The organism is Bradyrhizobium sp. USDA 376 (genome assembly GCF_054063675.1).
In genome coordinates, this window is sequence record NZ_JBSSGN010000001.1 from 8,874,901 (window position 1) to 8,891,133 (window position 16,233).

At 65.1% G+C, this 16,233-nt stretch carries 12 protein-coding genes and 2 pseudogenes; 3 read left to right on the plus strand and 11 right to left on the minus strand.

Annotated features, from left to right (window positions below; all coding sequences use genetic code 11):
* Positions 1-75: 75 nt before the first annotated feature.
* The 9 genes and pseudogenes from fdhF to mobB all read right to left on the minus strand — a co-directional run bounded on the left by fdhF (position 76) and on the right by mobB (position 12,847).
* On the minus strand, positions 76-2,844 hold the full coding sequence (gene fdhF, locus ACVJ19_RS41740; RefSeq protein WP_453954866.1) for a formate dehydrogenase subunit alpha: 2,769 nt from the start codon (positions 2,842-2,844) through the stop codon (positions 76-78).
* The gene (locus tag ACVJ19_RS41745) at positions 2,841-4,544 is read right to left on the minus strand and encodes an NADH-ubiquinone oxidoreductase-F iron-sulfur binding region domain-containing protein (RefSeq protein ID WP_453954867.1); all 1,704 of its coding nucleotides are present in this window, start codon (positions 4,542-4,544) and stop codon (positions 2,841-2,843) included. Before ACVJ19_RS41745 ends, fdhF begins: the two co-directional genes overlap by 4 nt.
* Positions 4,545-4,829: 285 nt before the next feature.
* Positions 4,830-5,112 (minus strand): annotated as a pseudogene (locus ACVJ19_RS41750) (hypothetical protein).
* An 88-nt stretch (positions 5,113-5,200) separates the two neighbouring features.
* The gene (locus ACVJ19_RS41755) at positions 5,201-6,853 is read right to left on the minus strand and encodes an OFA family MFS transporter (protein WP_018643994.1); all 1,653 of its coding nucleotides are present in this window, start codon (positions 6,851-6,853) and stop codon (positions 5,201-5,203) included.
* Between the two features lie 344 nt (positions 6,854-7,197).
* Entirely contained in the window at positions 7,198-9,222 is a 2,025-nt protein-coding gene (locus ACVJ19_RS41760; protein WP_453954869.1) for a sensor histidine kinase, read from the minus strand.
* Entirely contained in the window at positions 9,215-10,645 is a 1,431-nt protein-coding gene (locus ACVJ19_RS41765; protein ID WP_453954870.1) for a sigma-54-dependent transcriptional regulator, read from the minus strand. Before ACVJ19_RS41765 ends, ACVJ19_RS41760 begins: the two co-directional genes overlap by 8 nt.
* A gap of 128 nt (positions 10,646-10,773) precedes the next feature.
* A complete protein-coding gene (locus ACVJ19_RS41770) occupies positions 10,774-11,007 on the minus strand; it encodes a sulfurtransferase TusA family protein (RefSeq protein ID WP_018643991.1) in 234 nt (77 codons plus the stop codon).
* 46 nt (positions 11,008-11,053) lie between these two features.
* Positions 11,054-12,310: a molybdopterin molybdotransferase MoeA gene (locus ACVJ19_RS41775; RefSeq protein ID WP_453954871.1), complete on the minus strand. Its 1,257-nt coding sequence runs from the start codon at positions 12,308-12,310 to the stop codon at positions 11,054-11,056.
* Positions 12,311-12,319: 9 nt separating this feature from the next.
* The gene (gene mobB / locus ACVJ19_RS41780) at positions 12,320-12,847 is read right to left on the minus strand and encodes a molybdopterin-guanine dinucleotide biosynthesis protein B (RefSeq protein ID WP_211412841.1); all 528 of its coding nucleotides are present in this window, start codon (positions 12,845-12,847) and stop codon (positions 12,320-12,322) included.
* 107 nt (positions 12,848-12,954) lie between these two features.
* Between mobB and fdhD the strand changes: the two are divergent.
* A pseudogene (gene fdhD, locus ACVJ19_RS41785) lies at positions 12,955-13,846 on the plus strand (formate dehydrogenase accessory sulfurtransferase FdhD).
* Positions 13,827-14,483: a molybdenum cofactor guanylyltransferase MobA gene (gene mobA / locus ACVJ19_RS41790; RefSeq protein WP_453954873.1), complete on the plus strand. Its 657-nt coding sequence runs from the start codon at positions 13,827-13,829 to the stop codon at positions 14,481-14,483. Before fdhD ends, mobA begins: the two are co-directional and overlap by 20 nt.
* A 5-nt stretch (positions 14,484-14,488) precedes the next feature.
* On the opposite strand, the gene ACVJ19_RS41795 is transcribed toward mobA, so the two are convergent.
* Entirely contained in the window at positions 14,489-14,788 is a 300-nt protein-coding gene (locus ACVJ19_RS41795) for a hypothetical protein (protein WP_453954874.1), read from the minus strand.
* 110 nt (positions 14,789-14,898) lie between these two features.
* Between ACVJ19_RS41795 and ACVJ19_RS41800 the strand changes: the two genes are divergently transcribed.
* The gene (locus ACVJ19_RS41800) at positions 14,899-15,120 is read left to right on the plus strand and encodes a hypothetical protein (protein ID WP_453954875.1); all 222 of its coding nucleotides are present in this window, start codon (positions 14,899-14,901) and stop codon (positions 15,118-15,120) included.
* Here the strand turns inward: ACVJ19_RS41800 and ACVJ19_RS41805 are convergent.
* Complete coding sequence (locus tag ACVJ19_RS41805; protein ID WP_453954876.1) at positions 15,087-16,214, minus strand: FAD-dependent monooxygenase; 1,128 nt, start codon at positions 16,212-16,214, stop codon at positions 15,087-15,089. The genes ACVJ19_RS41800 and ACVJ19_RS41805 overlap by 34 nt on opposite strands.
* Between the last annotated feature and the right edge of the window lie 19 nt (positions 16,215-16,233).

Here is a 16,233-nt window from a genome sequence, read left to right on the forward strand (position 1 = left end):
ATGGGTCCTGGCTTTCGCCAGGACGACACCGAAATTAGGTCCGGCCTTATGCCGCCAAACGACGACGACTGCCCCCTACTCCGCCGCGTCTCGCATTTCCGCGCGCTCGGCCCGTGCCGCGCAGAACTTGAACTCGGGGATCTTGCCGAACGGATCGAGCGCCGGGTTGGTGAGCAGGTTCGCCGCCGCCTCCGCGTAGCAGAACGGCATGAACACCATGTTCTCCGGCACGTCGCGGTCGGAGCGGACCTTGACCTCGACGGCGCCGCGGCGGGTCTCGAGGCGAATGAAATCGCCCGGCGCGAGCTTCTTCTTGCGCATGTCCTTCGGGCTCATGAAGGCGACCGCCTCCGGCTCGATCTGGTCGAGCACCTGGGCGCGGCGGGTCATCGAGCCGGTGTGCCAGTGCTCCAGCACGCGGCCGGTCGACAACACCATCGGGTATTCGGCGTCGGGCAGCTCGTCCGGCGGAATGACCTTGGCCGGCACGATCTTGCCGCGGCCGCTCGCAGTCGGAAAGCCCGTGGTGAAGATGATCTCGTTGCCGGGCTTGTTCGGATCGTCGGCTGGATAGGTGACGGCACCTTCGCGCACCAGCCGCTCCCAGCTGATGTTCTTCAGCGACGGCATCAGCTCCGCCATCTCTGTATAGACGTCGCCGGGGCCGGCATAATTCCAGGGCAGGCCCATGCGCTTGCCGATCTCCTGGATGATCCAGAGATCCTGCCGCGCATCGCCCGGCGGCTTGATCACCTGGCGCGCGAGCTGCACGCGGCGGTCGGTGTTGGTGAAGGAGCCGTCCTTCTCCGCGAATGCCGAGGCCGGCAGAATCACGTCGGCGTGGAAAGCGGTCTCGGTAACGAAGAGATCCTGCACCACGAGATGATCGAGCATGGCCAGTGCGTGGCGCGCATGCTGCAGATCCGGATCGGACATCGCGGGGTTCTCGCCCTCGATATACATGCCCTTGATCTCGCCGGCATGGATCGCATTCATGATCTCGACCACGGTCAGGCCGCGAACGGGATCGAGCTCCTGCTGCCACAGCTTCTCGAAGGCCCCGCGCAAGTCGTCGCGGCCGACCGGCTGGTAGTCCGGCAGGAACATCGGGATCAGGCCAGCATCGGACGCTCCTTGCACGTTGTTCTGGCCGCGCAGCGGATGCAGGCCGGTGCCGGGACGGCCGACCTGGCCGGTGATCAGCGCCAGCGCAATCAGGCAGCGCGCATTGTCGGTGCCGTGGACATGCTGGCTGATGCCCATGCCCCAGAAGATGATCGACGATTTTGCCCGCGCGTAGGTGCGCGCGACCTCGCGCAGCGTCTGCGCCGGGACGCCGCAGATCGGCTCCATCTTCTCCGGCGTGAATTCCTTGATCTTCTCCTTGAGGTCTTCGAAGCCCTCGGTGTAGCCGGCGATGTACTGGTCGTCGGTCAAGCCTTCGGTGATGATCGTGTTGATCATCGCATTCAGCATCGCGACGTCGGAGCCGGGCTTGAACTGCAGATGCCTGGTCGCATGACGCGACAGCGACTGCCGGCGCGGATCCATCACGAACAGCTTGGCGCCATTCTGCTTGACCGCGTTCTTGATGAAGGTCGCGGCGACCGGATGGTTCACGGTCGGATTGGCGCCGATCACGATGATGACTTCGGTATCCATCGCGGCGGAGAATGGCGCCGACACCGCACCGGAGCTCAGGCCTTCGAACAGCGCCGCAACCGACGAAGCGTGGCACAGACGGGTGCAGTGATCGACATTGTTCGAACCGAAACCGGTGCGGACCAGCTTCTGGAACAGATAGGCCTCTTCGTTCGAGCCCTTGGCCGAGCCGAAGCCGGCCAGTGCCTTCACGCCCTTCTCGTCGCGGATCTTGACGAGACCCTTGGCGGCGATGTCGAGCGCCTCCTCCCAGCTCGCTTCACGGAAATGCGTGAACGGATTGGCCGGATCGACCTGGTCGTTGGCGTCCTTCTTCGCATTCGGCAGCCGCACCAGCGGTTTTGTCAGGCGATGCGGATGATGGATGTAGTCGAAGCCGAAGCGGCCCTTCACGCAGAGGCGATTGTGGTTGGCGGGGCCGTCACGGCCTTCCGCATAGATCACCTTCTCGTCCTTGACCTCATAGGTCACTTGGCAGCCGACGCCGCAGAACGGACACAGTGAATCCACCTTCTTGTCGGCGTAGACAACGCGCGTCTGCTTCTCGTCCAGCATCACGGCCGGCATCAACGCGCCGGTCGGACAGGCCTGCACGCATTCGCCGCAGGCCACGCAAGTGGACTCGCCCATGGGATCGTCGAAGTCGAACACGATCTTCGAGCCATGGTTGCGGTAGGCCATGCCGATGACGTCGTTGACCTGGACCTCACGGCAGGCCCGCACGCACAGGCCGCACTGGATGCAGGCATCGAGATTGACGCGCATCGCCGGATGGCTGGCGTCGGTCTCCCAGCGCTCGGCGGCGGGAAAGCGGCTCTCGGTGACGCCGGTGGTCTCGGCCCAGTGCCAGAACTTGGAATCCGGATCGTGCGAGGTCTCGCGCGCCGGCTGGTCGGCAACGAGCAGCTCCATCACCATCTTCTGCGCAGCAGTCGCGCGGGCGCTCTCGGTCTTCACCTTCATGCCGACCGACGGCGTTCGCTTGCACGATGCCGCCAGCACGCGCTCGCCCTCGATCTCGACCATGCAGGCGCGGCAATTGCCGTCGGGACGATAATCCGGCGCAGGTGAGTAGCAGAGATGCGGGATGTCGCGACCCTGGCGCTTGGCGACCTGCCAGATCGTCTCGCCGGGTTTGGCCTCGACCTGCTTGCCGTCGAGCTCGAACGTAATCTTCGTCATTCGGCCGCTTCCTTGAACTCGTCAGGGAAATATTTGATCACGGAGGACAGCGGATTCGATGCTGCCTGTCCGAGCCCGCAGATCGAGGCATCGCGCATCGCCTGGCTCAATTCTTCCAGCAATGCCCGGTTCCAGACCGGCTTCTGCATCAGCAGCGCTGCCTTCTGGGTTCCGACACGGCACGGCGTGCACTGGCCGCAGCTCTCATCCTCGAAGAACTTCATCAGGTTCAGTGCGGCTGCGCGTACGCTGTCCTTCTGCGACAGGATGACGATCGCGGCCGAGCCGATGAAACAGCCGTACTTCTCCAGCGTGCCGAAATCGAGCGGGATGTCGTCCATCGATGCCGGCAAAATGCCGCCCGAGGCGCCGCCGGGCAGATAGGCATAGAACTGATGGCCATCGGCCATGCCGCCGCAATATTCGTCGATCAGTTCGCGCACGGTGATCCCCGCAGGCGCGAGCTTCATGCCGGGATTCTTGACGCGGCCCGACACGGAGAAGCTGCGCAGGCCGTGACGCTCATGGCGGCCATGGCCCTTCCACCAATCGGCGCCCTTCTCGACGATGTCGCGCACCCACCACAGCGTCTCGATGTTGTTGATCAGCGTCGGCAGGCCGAACAGGCCGACCTGGAACGGATAAGGCGGCTTGTGGCGGGGCAGGCCGCGCTTGCCCTCGATGCTTTCCAGCAGCGAGGATTCCTCGCCGCAGATATAGGCGCCGGCGCCGCGGCGCATGTGCAGCGTCGGGCCGCCTGCGGGCAACTTTGCGATCTCGCGCTCCAGGATCTCGCGCGACGCCGGATATTCGTCGCGCAGATAGATGTAGACGTCGGAAGCCTGCACCACATGTGCGCCGATCAGCATGCCCTCGATGAAGCGGTGCGGATCGGTCTCAAGGTAGTAGCGGTCCTTGAACGTGCCGGGCTCGCCCTCGTCACCGTTGATCGCCATCAGCCGCGGGCCGGGCTCGCCCAGCACCGCGCGCCATTTGCGTCCCGTCGGGAAGCCGGCGCCGCCGAGGCCGCGCAGCGAAGCATCGTCGAGCGACTTCAAGAGATCGTCCTTCGACAGCTCGCCCGAGCGCAGGCGGCCCAGCAGCTTGTAGCCGCCGCCGGCAACATAGGCGTCATAGTCGATATAATCAGGCAGATGCGCGTGGGTGTCGCCGGCCTTGGCGGCCGCCATCACATTGGCGACGCTCGCATGGTCGACGAAGTTGTGGCCGACTTCGGCAGCAGGCGCGGTATCGCAGCGACCGACGCAGGGCGCGCGCACGACGCGGATGCCGGGACCGGACGCGCTCTGCAGATCCTCCAGCAGCTTCTCGCCGCCGAGCATGGCGCAGGTCAGCGAATCGCAGACGCGGATCGTCAGCGGCGGAATGTTGGGCTCGCCTTCCTTCACCACGTCGAAATGCGCGTAGAAGGTCGCGGTCTCGAACACTTCGGCGAAAGCGAGCTTCATCTCGTCGGCGAGCGCGGCGAGATGCGCGGCCGAGATCTGGTGATATTTGTCCTGGATCAGGTGCAGATATTCGATCAGGAGATCGCGCCGCCGCGGCCGGTCGCCGAGCAATTGCTCGATCTCGTGCGCGGCGGTCGGATCGACCTGCCGCCCTTTGGGCGTGGCCTTGGCTCGCTTCCGTCCCTCGCCCGGATGTTCGAACGTTCGGACCTCGTGCACGTCGTGGCTCATCGATTCGTCTCGATCTCGTCTTTTAGAACAGCTCTAGTTCTAGCTTCTGGCATGCCAGATGCCAAGCGAATTATGATGCTCGCGGAAGCAGTTAAGCGCAGTCCCTAGGGCAACCCTGGATCGCTGCCCGGACACGGCCTTGCGTTCGTCCAACGCGCCAACTGATAGAACGAAGCCTGAATTGGCCCGAAGATCAATAAAGGCGTCCTATGCTGCGATAGCGAAGTCGTATCGAGCTCCCGCGCCGAGGCTAGAGGTGACCCTCGATGCCCCGATGCTGATGGGTCAGCTTTTGCCCATGCACTCCTCGATATAGAACCAGCGATCGTCGCCCGCGAGGCCCTTGGCCTTCACGTCCTTACGGCACTCCTTGAGCTTCGGCTTGTTGGCGCTCCACTTGGCCTTCATGTCCTTGAGCTTCTGCACGGTCAGCTTGATCTTGCCGGGCTTGGCCTCGGTCGCGGCGGGCGGCGTTACGGCCGGTGCCGCGGCGGTCTGTGCGGATGCGGATTGCAGGGCGCCCGGCGACGAGCAGCACGGCGGCTGCACAAACGAGTTTACGAATCATCGAATTCCCCCAGGGGTCATTTTGAAACAAGCGAAACGAGCGGCGGGAGCGCGCGCATGGTGCGCTCCCGCTCGCGATGAACGGGCGATCAGAAAATCTTGACCGCGCTCTCCAGCGTCTTCCAGACACCCCAAGCCAAGGGAACGCCGACGAAAGCCCAGAACAGCGCCGCCTTGGCGTCGAGCCCGCCAAAGCCGATGCCATAGGAGCCGTGCGGCCCCGCGGCTGCAGCGCTGGCGCTCGCCGCCTGCAACTTGGCGACATCGGCGTCCTTCATGTGCCACTTCGAATCGACCGGCTTGACCAGATAGTTGCAGATCAGGCCCGCGATCAACATCGCGCACAGGATGTACATGGTGGTGTTGTAGAGCTGGTCGCGCGGCACGCCGGCCGCGAGCTGGAACTCGCGGATGTAGTTGACCACGACCGGACCGATGATGCCCGCAGTCGACCACGCCGTCAGCAACCGTCCATGGATGGCGCCGACGAACTGGGTGCCGAACATGTCGGCCAGATAGGCCGGCACGGTGGCAAACCCGCCGCCATACATCGACAGGATGATGCCGAAGCCGAGCACGAACAGGAGCTTCGAGCCCATCGCCGCGAAGGTCGGCGCCAGCGCATAGAGCACGATGCCGAGGATGAAGAAGGTGTAGTAGGTGTTCTTGCGCCCGATCTTGTCAGACAGCGACGCCCAGAAGAAGCGGCCGCCGATGTTGAACAGCGACAGCAATCCGGCGAAGCCGGCGGCGATCGCCGCGATCTGCGCCTTCTGCCCGGCATCGAGCGCGTTGAAACCGACGTCCGGCAGGCCGATCAGCTTGCCGCCGAAAATCTCCTGGAGCATCGGCGAGGCCATGCCGATCACGCCGATACCCGCCGACACGTTGAGGCAGAGCACCCACCAGATCAGCCAGAACTGCGGGGTCTTGTGCGCGTCGTTGAGATGGACGTTGTTCTTCGAGATCATCGCGTTGGCCTTGACCGGCGGGGTCCAGCCCTCGGGCTGCCAGCCGGGCGGCGGCAAGCGATAGCGGAATGCGCCGATCATCATGAACACGAAGTAGATGACGCCCATCGCGACGAAGGTCTCCCAGACACCGACCGAGGTCGGGGTCTTGAAATAGTTCATCAGCAGGTTCGCCAGCGGCGCGCCGATCATGGCGCCGCCGCCGAAGCCCATGATGGCCATGCCGGTCGCCATGCCGCGGCGATCCGGGAACCACTTCACCAGCGTCGACACCGGCGAGATATAGCCAAGGCCGAGGCCGACGCCGCCGATCACGCCGGAGCCCAGCCACAACAGCCAGAGCTGATGGGTGTAGACGCCGATCGCACCGAGGAACAGGCCACCGCACCAGCACAGCGCCGAAACGAAGCCGGCCTTGCGCGGGCCCACGCGTTCCAGCCAGCCGCCCCAGACCGCGGCCGCGATACCGAGCAGCACGAAGAACAGCGTGTACATCCAGCCCATGCTGGCGACCTTCCAGTCGCAGCTGGTCGTGAACAGCTCCTGCAACAGCGAAATGTCCCCGCACGTCTTCGGTGCGGTCACGCCGATCGCGCGCGACAGCGGCAGCCAGAACACCGAGAAGCCGTAGGCCATGCCGATGCAGAGATGGATGCACAGCGCCGCCGGCGGCACCAGCCAGCGATTGAAACCGGCCGTCGCGATCGTGCGTTCACGATCGAGAAAGCCGGAGGCACCAACAGGTGCAAGAACGGTATCGGCAGTTGTCATAAGCATTACCTCCAAAGCGTGGCCTTGCCGGCACATCGGTTTGAGACCGGTCGCACGCGCGCCTGGCAGCCGCGCATGACCGGTCGAGCTTCATGCCGAAGTGGAATCGTCTGGTGCGCATCTCGTCGTGTGCGCCGAGCAAGCAGCTGATCGCGAGTGATGTCCCTTCGCCTCGCAAGCAGCGTTTGCAGTGACGGCTATCGCGCCCTCATCCCCCTCAACACCCTGTCTCGGGATGAGCAACGCGCGTGCCAGATGTCGCACCGTGATGAATCAACGACTTCCCGCAGCGCAATGTGCTGCGCGGGACAAAATGTCCTGAAATCCTCGGACAAAATGTCCAATCAAGTCGCCTCGGGCAGCCACACCGTGAATGTACTGCCGGAACCGACGCGGCTCTCCGCCGTGATCTGTCCGCCCTGGCGCTTGATCAGCGTCTGGCTGATGGAGAGGCCCAGCCCGGTGCCCTGCCGCCGTTTCGTCGTGTAGAAGGGATCGAAGATCTTTTCGATCACTTCGGCGCTCATGCCGATGCCGGTGTCGGCGACCTCGATGGCGGCGCCTTGATGGCCGTCGCGCTCGGCATCGAAGGCGCGCAGCGTCAGGGTTCCGCCATCCGGCATGGCGTGGATCGCGTTGACGATCAGATTGACCAGTACCTGCTGCAGCTCGTTGCGGTTCATCAGCACCAGCCGGCTGGCGTGGTCATCCCTGATGACGGCGATCTCGGTCTTGTTCAGCAGATGCTGCACCAGCGGCAGACAGTCCGAAATGATGCTCGCCGGCGCGTGGCGCTCGACATAACCGGCATATTCCTCCGGCCTTGCAAATTGCAACAGCTTGGTCACGATCTGGCTGATGCGGTGAATCTGCTCGTCGAGCAGGCGGAACTCGACCTTCGCCTTGTCGGCATCGGCCCCGAACACGCTGCGGATGACGTCGAGATTGCCCTGCATCACCGCGATCGGATTGTTGATCTCGTGTGCGACGCCCGCGGTGATCTCGCCGATCGCAGCCAGCTTCTCCGACATGATGAGCTGCTTGGTGGTTGTCTCGAGCTTGAGATTGGCGTGCTCGAGGTCCCGGGTCCGCTCCCGCACGCGGACGTTCAGTTCCTCGTTCCATTCCCGGAGCTGCCGGTCGCGTTCCTGGATCTGGTCGAGCAAGCTGTCGAGATTAACCGCGACGCGGCCGATCTCGTCACCCGAGACAGGCATCTTTGTGCGGGCGGAGAGGTTCCCCCGCTCCACCTCGGTAATCGTCGCGGTGACGCGCTCCAGCGGCATGAAGATGGAGCTCGCCCAGCGCAGAAAGATCGGCACGGTCGCGGCCGTGATCGCGATGAACGCCACGATGATGATCACCAGCGTCTGGTATTTGGCTTCGCTGAAAGGCTTTTCCAGAAACCCGACATAGAGCATGCCGACGCGCTTGCCATAACTGTCGACCAGCGGCTCGTAGGCGGAGATGTACCAGTCATTGACCACAAAGGCGCTGTCGAGCCAGGTGCGTCCCTCGCCCAGCACGGCCGAGCGTACCGCCGCTGAGACGCGCGTGCCGAGCGCGCGCCGTCCCTCGAACAGACGGACGTTGGTCGAGATCCGTACGTCCTCCAGGAACAGCGTCGCGGTGCCCTGGCTGCCCTCGGGCAGGCTCGCCGCGCGATAGACGAGGTCGTTGATCGTGTCGATGAATTCGAGATTCTGGTTGAGCAGCGTGCCGCCGACCAGCGCCGCGGCGCCGCCGTCGGGCAGCATCGCGCGGCTCGCCGCATGCACGACCATGCCGCGCGTCTCCGTGCTGCGGTCGGTCGGCACCGCGTTCGGCGTCGGCACGAGGTCCAGGCGCGCGCGCTCAGCCAGGGTCGGCGAGATCGCGGCGAGCTCGTCATTGCCGAAAATGTCGATGCCCGTCGCCGGAACCTGACCCGACAGCGCCGACATGATGATCGGCCAGTCATTTCTCGGTTGATGCTGCAACGGCGGCGATGAGGCCAGGATGTCGCCGCGGCCGTTGGTCAGATACAGGAAGTCGAGACCGATTTCCTTGCGGGTCTCGTCGAGCAGATCGCGCAGGGAGCCGCGCGCATCCGGCGCCAGCACCTCCTGGAAGCGGGCCGACAGGCTGAGCGCCCGGAGCTGGACGCCGGTCTTTTCGAGGATGCGGGCGAGATATTGGTGGGCGATGGTGAGATCGCCGTTCACCTTGGAGATCAAGGTCGCGTCGAATTTTGCGTTCCAGCGATAGATCGCAACGCCGAGCAAGAGCGGCAGGATGACCAGCATCGGCAGCAGCGCGATCGCGAGCAGCCGGAAGCGCACGGAGCGTCCCCGCACGGGTTCATCGCTGCGGCCGGCCGCATCAGACATCCCACAACGCGCATTTGCGGTCGATGGTCTTGCGCGAGATACCGAGCCGCCGCGCTGCCTCCTCGCGATTGCCATTGACCTCTTTCAGTACGCCGAGGATGTGACGGCGCTCGAGCTCCGCGAGACTGTCGGCGGGCGCCGACTGGCCGTCGTTGCGGGGACCGGCGAAGTCGTCAGGGAAAGCGCCGAGAATCAGCGTGCGCTCGATCAAATTGCGCAGCTCGCGCACATTGCCCGGCCAGTCATAACTTGCGAGCGCCGCGCGCACCGAAGCGTCGATCGGGACCGGCGGCATGCCGAGCTGGGTCGACAGCTTGCTCATGAAGATGGCGGCGAGCTCCTGCACGTCGTCGCCGCGATCCCTCAGGAGCGGCAGGTGGATCTGCATCACGTTGAGGCGGTAGAACAGATCGGCTCGAAAGCGCCCTTTCTCGACCTCTTTCTGGAGCTCGGCATTGGTTGCGAAGATGAAACGCAGGTCGACCGGAACCTCACGCTCGGAGCCGACGGGACGGACGCGGCGGTCCTCGAGCACGCGGAGCAGCTTGCTCTGCATCGGCAGCGGCAGCTCGCCAATCTCGTCGAGGAACAGCGTGCCGCCATGCGCATACAGGAACAGGCCTTCGCGCCCGGAATCGGCGCCGGTAAAGGCGCCCTTGATGTGTCCGAACAGCTCGGCCTCGATCATCTCGGGCGGGATCGCCGCGCAATTCACGGGCACGAAGGGCTTGTCGGCGCGGTCGGACAGCGAGTGGATCGAGCGCGCTGCCACTTCCTTGCCGGTGCCGGATTCGCCGGTAAGGAGAACCGAGGTCGGCAGGCGCGCGACGCGTGCGATGGTCTCACGCACGCGCAGCGTCGGCGCCGACTGTCCGATCAGGTTGTCGCGCAGGAAGGTGCGGTCGGACGAGGCGCGCAAAGCGTAGCGCAGGACATAGTTCTCGCGCTGCAGGCGGACACGATCGAGGCATCGCGCCACCGCGTTGAGGATCTGGTTGGAGCGGAACGGCTTGAGCACGAAATCGGCCGCGCCGGCGCGCAGGGCCTGGATCGCGGTGTCGAGGTCGGCATAGGCGGTGATCAGGATCGCGTCGGCGAAAAAACCGACAGCGCGCTGCTCTGCGAGCCAATCGACACCATTCTTGCCCGGCATGATGTTGTCGAGAATGACGACGTCGTAGCGGTTGGAATCGAGCTTGCGCGAGGCCTGATCCGTGTCGGCCGCCTCGTCCACCAGCTTGCAGCGCGGCGCGAGCGTGCGCACCAGGAAATTGCGCATGCCCGGCTCGTCGTCGACGATCAGGATGGAGGCCTGCGCCAGTACGCTGAACTCGGGACCCGTGGCCGTCTTGCCGAGCTTGACGGCAGGCTCGCGGGCCGCGGAACCTGCGGCTGCGCTTGCTTTCGATGTTGAGAAAGTCATGCCCGACGTCTTAGGTTTGAGATCATCCACCGCAACAACCGGGGCCTTTTCGCACTGCAGCGAAGCTCCGGCCGTTTCCCCCGTGGGCGCAGCATAGTCAAGCGCTGCGGCGGTGAACATTCGCCTTTCTACGGGCCGTCGCTCTTTTCGACCAGGAACACGATGCGCGCCTCGTTGCGCTCGGTGATCTCGACCTTGTCGCCAGTCTCGCGGATCAGGTTGGGGATGTCGATCACCGAGAGGGGATCGGTGCAGTGGACCTCGAGCTGGTCCCCTGCCTTGAGCGGCTTGAGCGCCTTGCGGGTCTTGAGGGCCGGCAGCGGGCATTTCAGCCCGGTGAGATCGAGTGTCGTCCTGGTCATCGCGGCAACATGGCGGGGCGGGCCGGCGGCGTCAACGCGTGGGGCATCAGATCAGGCCGGCGTAGGGCAGGAAGCCGACGCTCTGCCCAGGCTCGACGCCCGTGACGGCTTCACCGAGCTCGACCAGGCCGTCGGTCTCGACCAGCGACGACAGGAGCCCCGCCCCTTCGCGCGGAAACTTGGTTACCTCGAGCGCACCGTCCTGCCCCCTGCGCAGGGAGACGCGGACATATTCACGGCGGCCGATCTTCTTCTTGTAGGTAAACGCAGCACGCACCGGGATCGGCAGCAGCGGCTCCGGCAGCCCCCCCGCCAGCGCCAGCACCGTCGGCCGCACCACATGGACGAAGGTGACAAAACTGGCGACGGGATTGCCGGGCAGCCCGATCAGCGGCGTGCCGTCGATGATGCCCATCGCCACCGGACGGCCCGGCTTGATCGCCATCCGCCACAGCACGAGCGAGCCGACACTCTCGACCGCCGCCTTGACGTGATCCTCCTCGCCGGTCGAGACGCCGCCGGTGGTGAGAATCAGATCATGCGCGCCTGCGACCTGCTTCAGGCCACTCGCAAGCGACGTTCGCTCGTCGCGCAAAATGCCGAGATCGCTGACCTCGCAGCCGAGCCGGCGCAGCATCGCCATCAGCATGAAGCGGTTGGAATCGAACAGCTGCGAGGCGGCGCGCGGCTCGCCCGGCGAAGCCAGCTCGTCGCCGGTCGAGAACACCGCGACGCGGATGCGCCTGACCACGTCGAGCCTGACAAGGCCGAACGCCGCGGCAAGCGCGACATGCTGCGGCCGCAAGCGCTGGCCGGCGCGCAGCGCAACGTGTCCCTGCGGAATGTCCTCGCCGGCGGGGCGGACATTCGCGCCTGGCTTCAGCCCTGGCGGCAGCACGATCCTGCCCGAACCGTCGATGCGGACATCCTCCTGCATGAAGACCGTCTCGGCCTCCGGCGGCATCGGCGCGCCCGTGAAGATTCGCGCGGTGTGGCCGGGCTTGATCGGTGCCTGTGCAAGACCGCCGGCCTGGATGCGGCCGTCGAGCGGGAATGCCTGCTCCGCAGCTTGCGGAAGGTCCGTGTTGCGCACGGCGTAACCGTCGACCGCAGAGTTGGTGAACGGCGGCAGCGGCAGGGGCGCCGCGATGTCGCGCGCCAGCACGCGCCCGTCGGCATCGACGAGCGCCACGGATTCCAGATCGACAATCGCGTTGACGCGCGTCGTGATCAGGCCAACGGCCTCGTCGACCGACATCATCGGTCCGCCGAAGGCAAAGCAATCGTCTGACAGTTGCGCCATGGTGCCTCGTCAGCGTATCGCGGCGCTTCTTGCCACCGCTTCCTCGACCGGCATAGCCGCGCGTAGCAGCAACGCGGCCACGGCGGGGATATCATCGAGATGGACGGTCGGCAGCCGGGTTTCAACCGCCGCGTCGGTCGCGATCCCGGCAATTCCGGGGTCGTCCGGAAACAGCAGCGGCTTGCCATTGGCGGCGCGATGCACCTCGATCTTGCGATGCGGCTCGCGCTTGAACCCCTCGACCACGACGAGATCGACCGCAGAGAGTTTGCTCAATAGTTCCGGCAGCCGCGGCTCCGCCGCGCCGCGCAATTCATGCATCAAGGCCCAGCGATTCGACGAGGCAACCAGCACCTCGGCCGCCCCGGCCTCGCGGTGGCGCCAGGAATCCTTGCCGGGCACATCGACGTCGAACTGGTGATGTGCATGCTTGATGACGGACACGCGCAGGCCTTGCGCGTTGAAATGCGGGATCAGCCGCGTCAACAGCGTGGTCTTTCCCGCACCGCTCCAGCCTGCAAGGCCGATGACTTTCATCGTAACTCGATCTCCGCCAGCCGCACGACGCAGCCGGAACCGCCTTCTCCATCGTCTTGAGCATGCTTATATCGGCTTGAGCGGAATGTCATGCTAACGTCGCGGCCATGATGAAGATCGACAAAGCCCCGGTGCCCCTGATCGTCCCCAACCCGGACGACCCGCGCCTGACCCAGAGCGTGGCCGGCACCGACCAAACCGGCGCCAGGGTCGAGATCAAGGTGCCGATGGAGCGGCCGCTGACGCTCTACCTGAACGCCCAGGAGATCGTCACCATGATGACGATCGGCGACTATCCGGAATATCTGGCGCTCGGCTATCTGCTGAACCAGAACATGCTGAAATATAATGACGTGGTCACCGAGGTCGAATACGACGACGACCTCCAGGTGGTCGTGGTGCGCACCGAGCACCACACCAATTTCGAGGCTAAGCTGAAGAAGCGCACGCAGACCTCGGGCTGCGCGCAGGGTACCGCCTTCGGCGACCTCTTGGAGGCGGTCGAGAGCGTCGCACTGCCGAAGGCGGAGCTGCGCACCTCCTGGCTCTACCAGATGACGCAGACCATCAACACCATGCCCTCGCTGTACCTCGAGGCCGGCGCGATCCATGGCTGCGTGCTGTGCAAGGAGGGCGAGCCGCTCTGCTACACCGAGGATGTCGGCCGGCACAACGCCGTCGACAAGATCGCCGGCTGGATGTACCGCCACGGCGTCGACCCCCTCCGACAAGATCCTCTACACCACGGGACGCCTCACCTCGGAGATGGTGATCAAGACGGTGCGGATGGGCATTCCGATCCTGGTGTCGCGCTCCGGCTTCACCGCCTGGGGCGTCGATCTCGCCAGGCAGGTCGGGCTGACGCTGGTCGGACGCACGCGCGGAAAGCGCTTCATCGTGCTCGCGGGCGAGGAGCGCATCGTCTACGACCAGAACCTCGCTTACGTCGAGGAGGAGTCGGCGAAACACAAGCGCAAGGGTGAAGGTGGTGACGACTGAAATTCCCGCCACGAGCGTTCCGCCAACTCTTGGCGTGCTGCTCGCCGGTGGCCTGGCGCGGCGCATGGGCGGCGGCGACAAGCCGATGCGCACGATCGGCGGCCGCACCATTCTGGCGCGCGTGATCGCGCGCCTGTCGCCCCAGTGCAGCGGGCTGATCCTCAACGCCAACGGCGATCCCGCGCGTTTCGCAGCCTTCGGCCTGCAGGTCGTCGCCGACGACGTACCCGGCTTTCCCGGACCGCTCGCCGGCATCCTCGCCGCGCTGGACTGGACCGCTGCGAACCGGCCTGACATCGCATGGGTGCTCAGTGCCGCCGGCGATTGCCCGTTCCTGCCGCGCGACCTGGTCGCACGCCTGCACGAAGCACGGAGCCGAGAAAACGCGCAGCTCGCTGTTGCCGCATCCGGCGACCAATCGCATCCGGTGATCGGGCTATGGCGTGTTGCCCTGCGTGACGAGCTGCGCCACGCACTGGTCGTCGAGGACCTCCGCAAGATCGACCGCTGGACCGCGCGCTATCCGCTCGCGACGGTGACCTGGCCGGCCGAGCCGCTCGATCCGTTCTTCAACGCCAACACCGTCGACGACATCGCCGAAGCGGAGCGCCTGGCGGCGCTGGATGACGCGTCGTAGCGAACTTACGATTTGGGAAACTCGTTGAGGAGCTGCACCCAGATGATCGCGAAGGCGATCAGGCCGCAGAGGCCGACGGCTGTGGTGAATCGCGGGAGGCGCCCGATCGCGACCAGCAGCCAGGCCGGCAGGAAGAACAATCCGAAGATCATGCCGAGCGGGAACACCGCGAGCCATTGAAAGCCGGTGCCGTCGCCCGGCGGGACATGGGCGATGAAATAGAAGGTATAGAGCCAGAACAGCGTCCCGGCAGCTGCGACGAACGTGGCGATCTTGCGGAAATTCAGGGGGTTTGACGCGGTCATGGCCTGGCTCATCGGCCTTGGTCGCGGCGGCGGCCCTGCGAGTTCACGGGGCCTTTGAACCGGACCGGGCAAGGCAGCGACCACCGATCGGGAATTGCCCCGGATGAACCATGACCGCCTCCCTCCTGGATACCATCTTCGAATTCGTCGATTTCGTGTTCGATCTCTCGGATACGATCGACCGCACGAAGCAGCTGGGCAAGCCTGACATCGTCGAGGTCCCACCGGACCCGAAGCCGCTGCCGCCCGCCGCGCAGCGCGCGCTGGCCGAGGCCGAGGAACGCGAGCGCGAACGCGATCAGGCCGCCAGCGGCGTCGACCAGGCGTCGTAGCCGTAGACCCAGCTCGTATCGGTCCTTTCCTTCAGCCAGATGTTGGCGCGCGAGGTCTCCTGAACCCGTGTGGTCCGCTCTTTTCGCGTCGCCTCGAAGCAGCGGAATGCATCGGCGACGCCGTCGCGATCGACACCGTCAAGGCAGCGCGACAGCACGGCAGCGTCCTCGATCGCCATGGCCGCGCCCTGCGCCATGTAGGGCGTCATGGGATGGCAGGCATCGCCGAACGTCACCTTGCCGTCGGCCCAGTGCTCCAGCGCCTCGCGGTCCATGATCGCCCATTTGTGCACGTCGGGGCACGCCGCGAGCACTTTTCCGACCTGGGGATGGAAGCCTTCGAAGGAGGCACGCAGATCGCGCACATCGCCCTTCGCCGACCATGACTCGATGCGGAAGTCAGGCTCCGGCTGGCTGGTGACGAGATAGACCTCGCTGCGATCCGGCTTGACGTAATAGATCACGATGTGGCGGTCCTCGCCCCACCACTTCGTGCAGTCGTCGATCTTCTCCCCTCCGAGCAGAGCGGCCGGATAGGTGGTGCGGTAGGCGATGCGGCCGGTGAACCTGGCCGGCGCGGTGTCGAACAGGATGTCGCGCACCGTCGAATGCACGCCGTCCGCGCCGACCACGGCATCGGCAACGGCGCTGGTGCCGTCGGCAAAGGTCAGCCGGATGCCGCTGTGGATCTCGTCGAGGCCGACGAGCTTATGATTGAGCTTCACGAACTCACTCGGCACGACGCTCGCCAGTGCAGCGTGCAGATCGCCGCGATGAGCGAGCAGATAGGGCGCGCCGAACTTCTCTTCCGCGCTCTCGCCGAAGATCATGTCGAACTTGACGTCGCCGCTGCGCCAATCACGATTATTCCAGGAGCGCGGATAGAAGGACTGGCTGCGCATCCGCTGTTCCAAGCCAAGCGCACGCAACACCTTCATGGCGTTGCAGCCGATCTGGATGCCGGCGCCGATACGGGCGAATTGGGAGGCCTGCTCGTAGACCATGACGTCGACGCCGACACGGCGAAGCGCTGCGGCGGTCGCAAGCCCGCCCATGCCGGCACCGACGATCGCAACCGAAAGCGGCCTTGCCATCGCGTCCCCCACCCTGTCG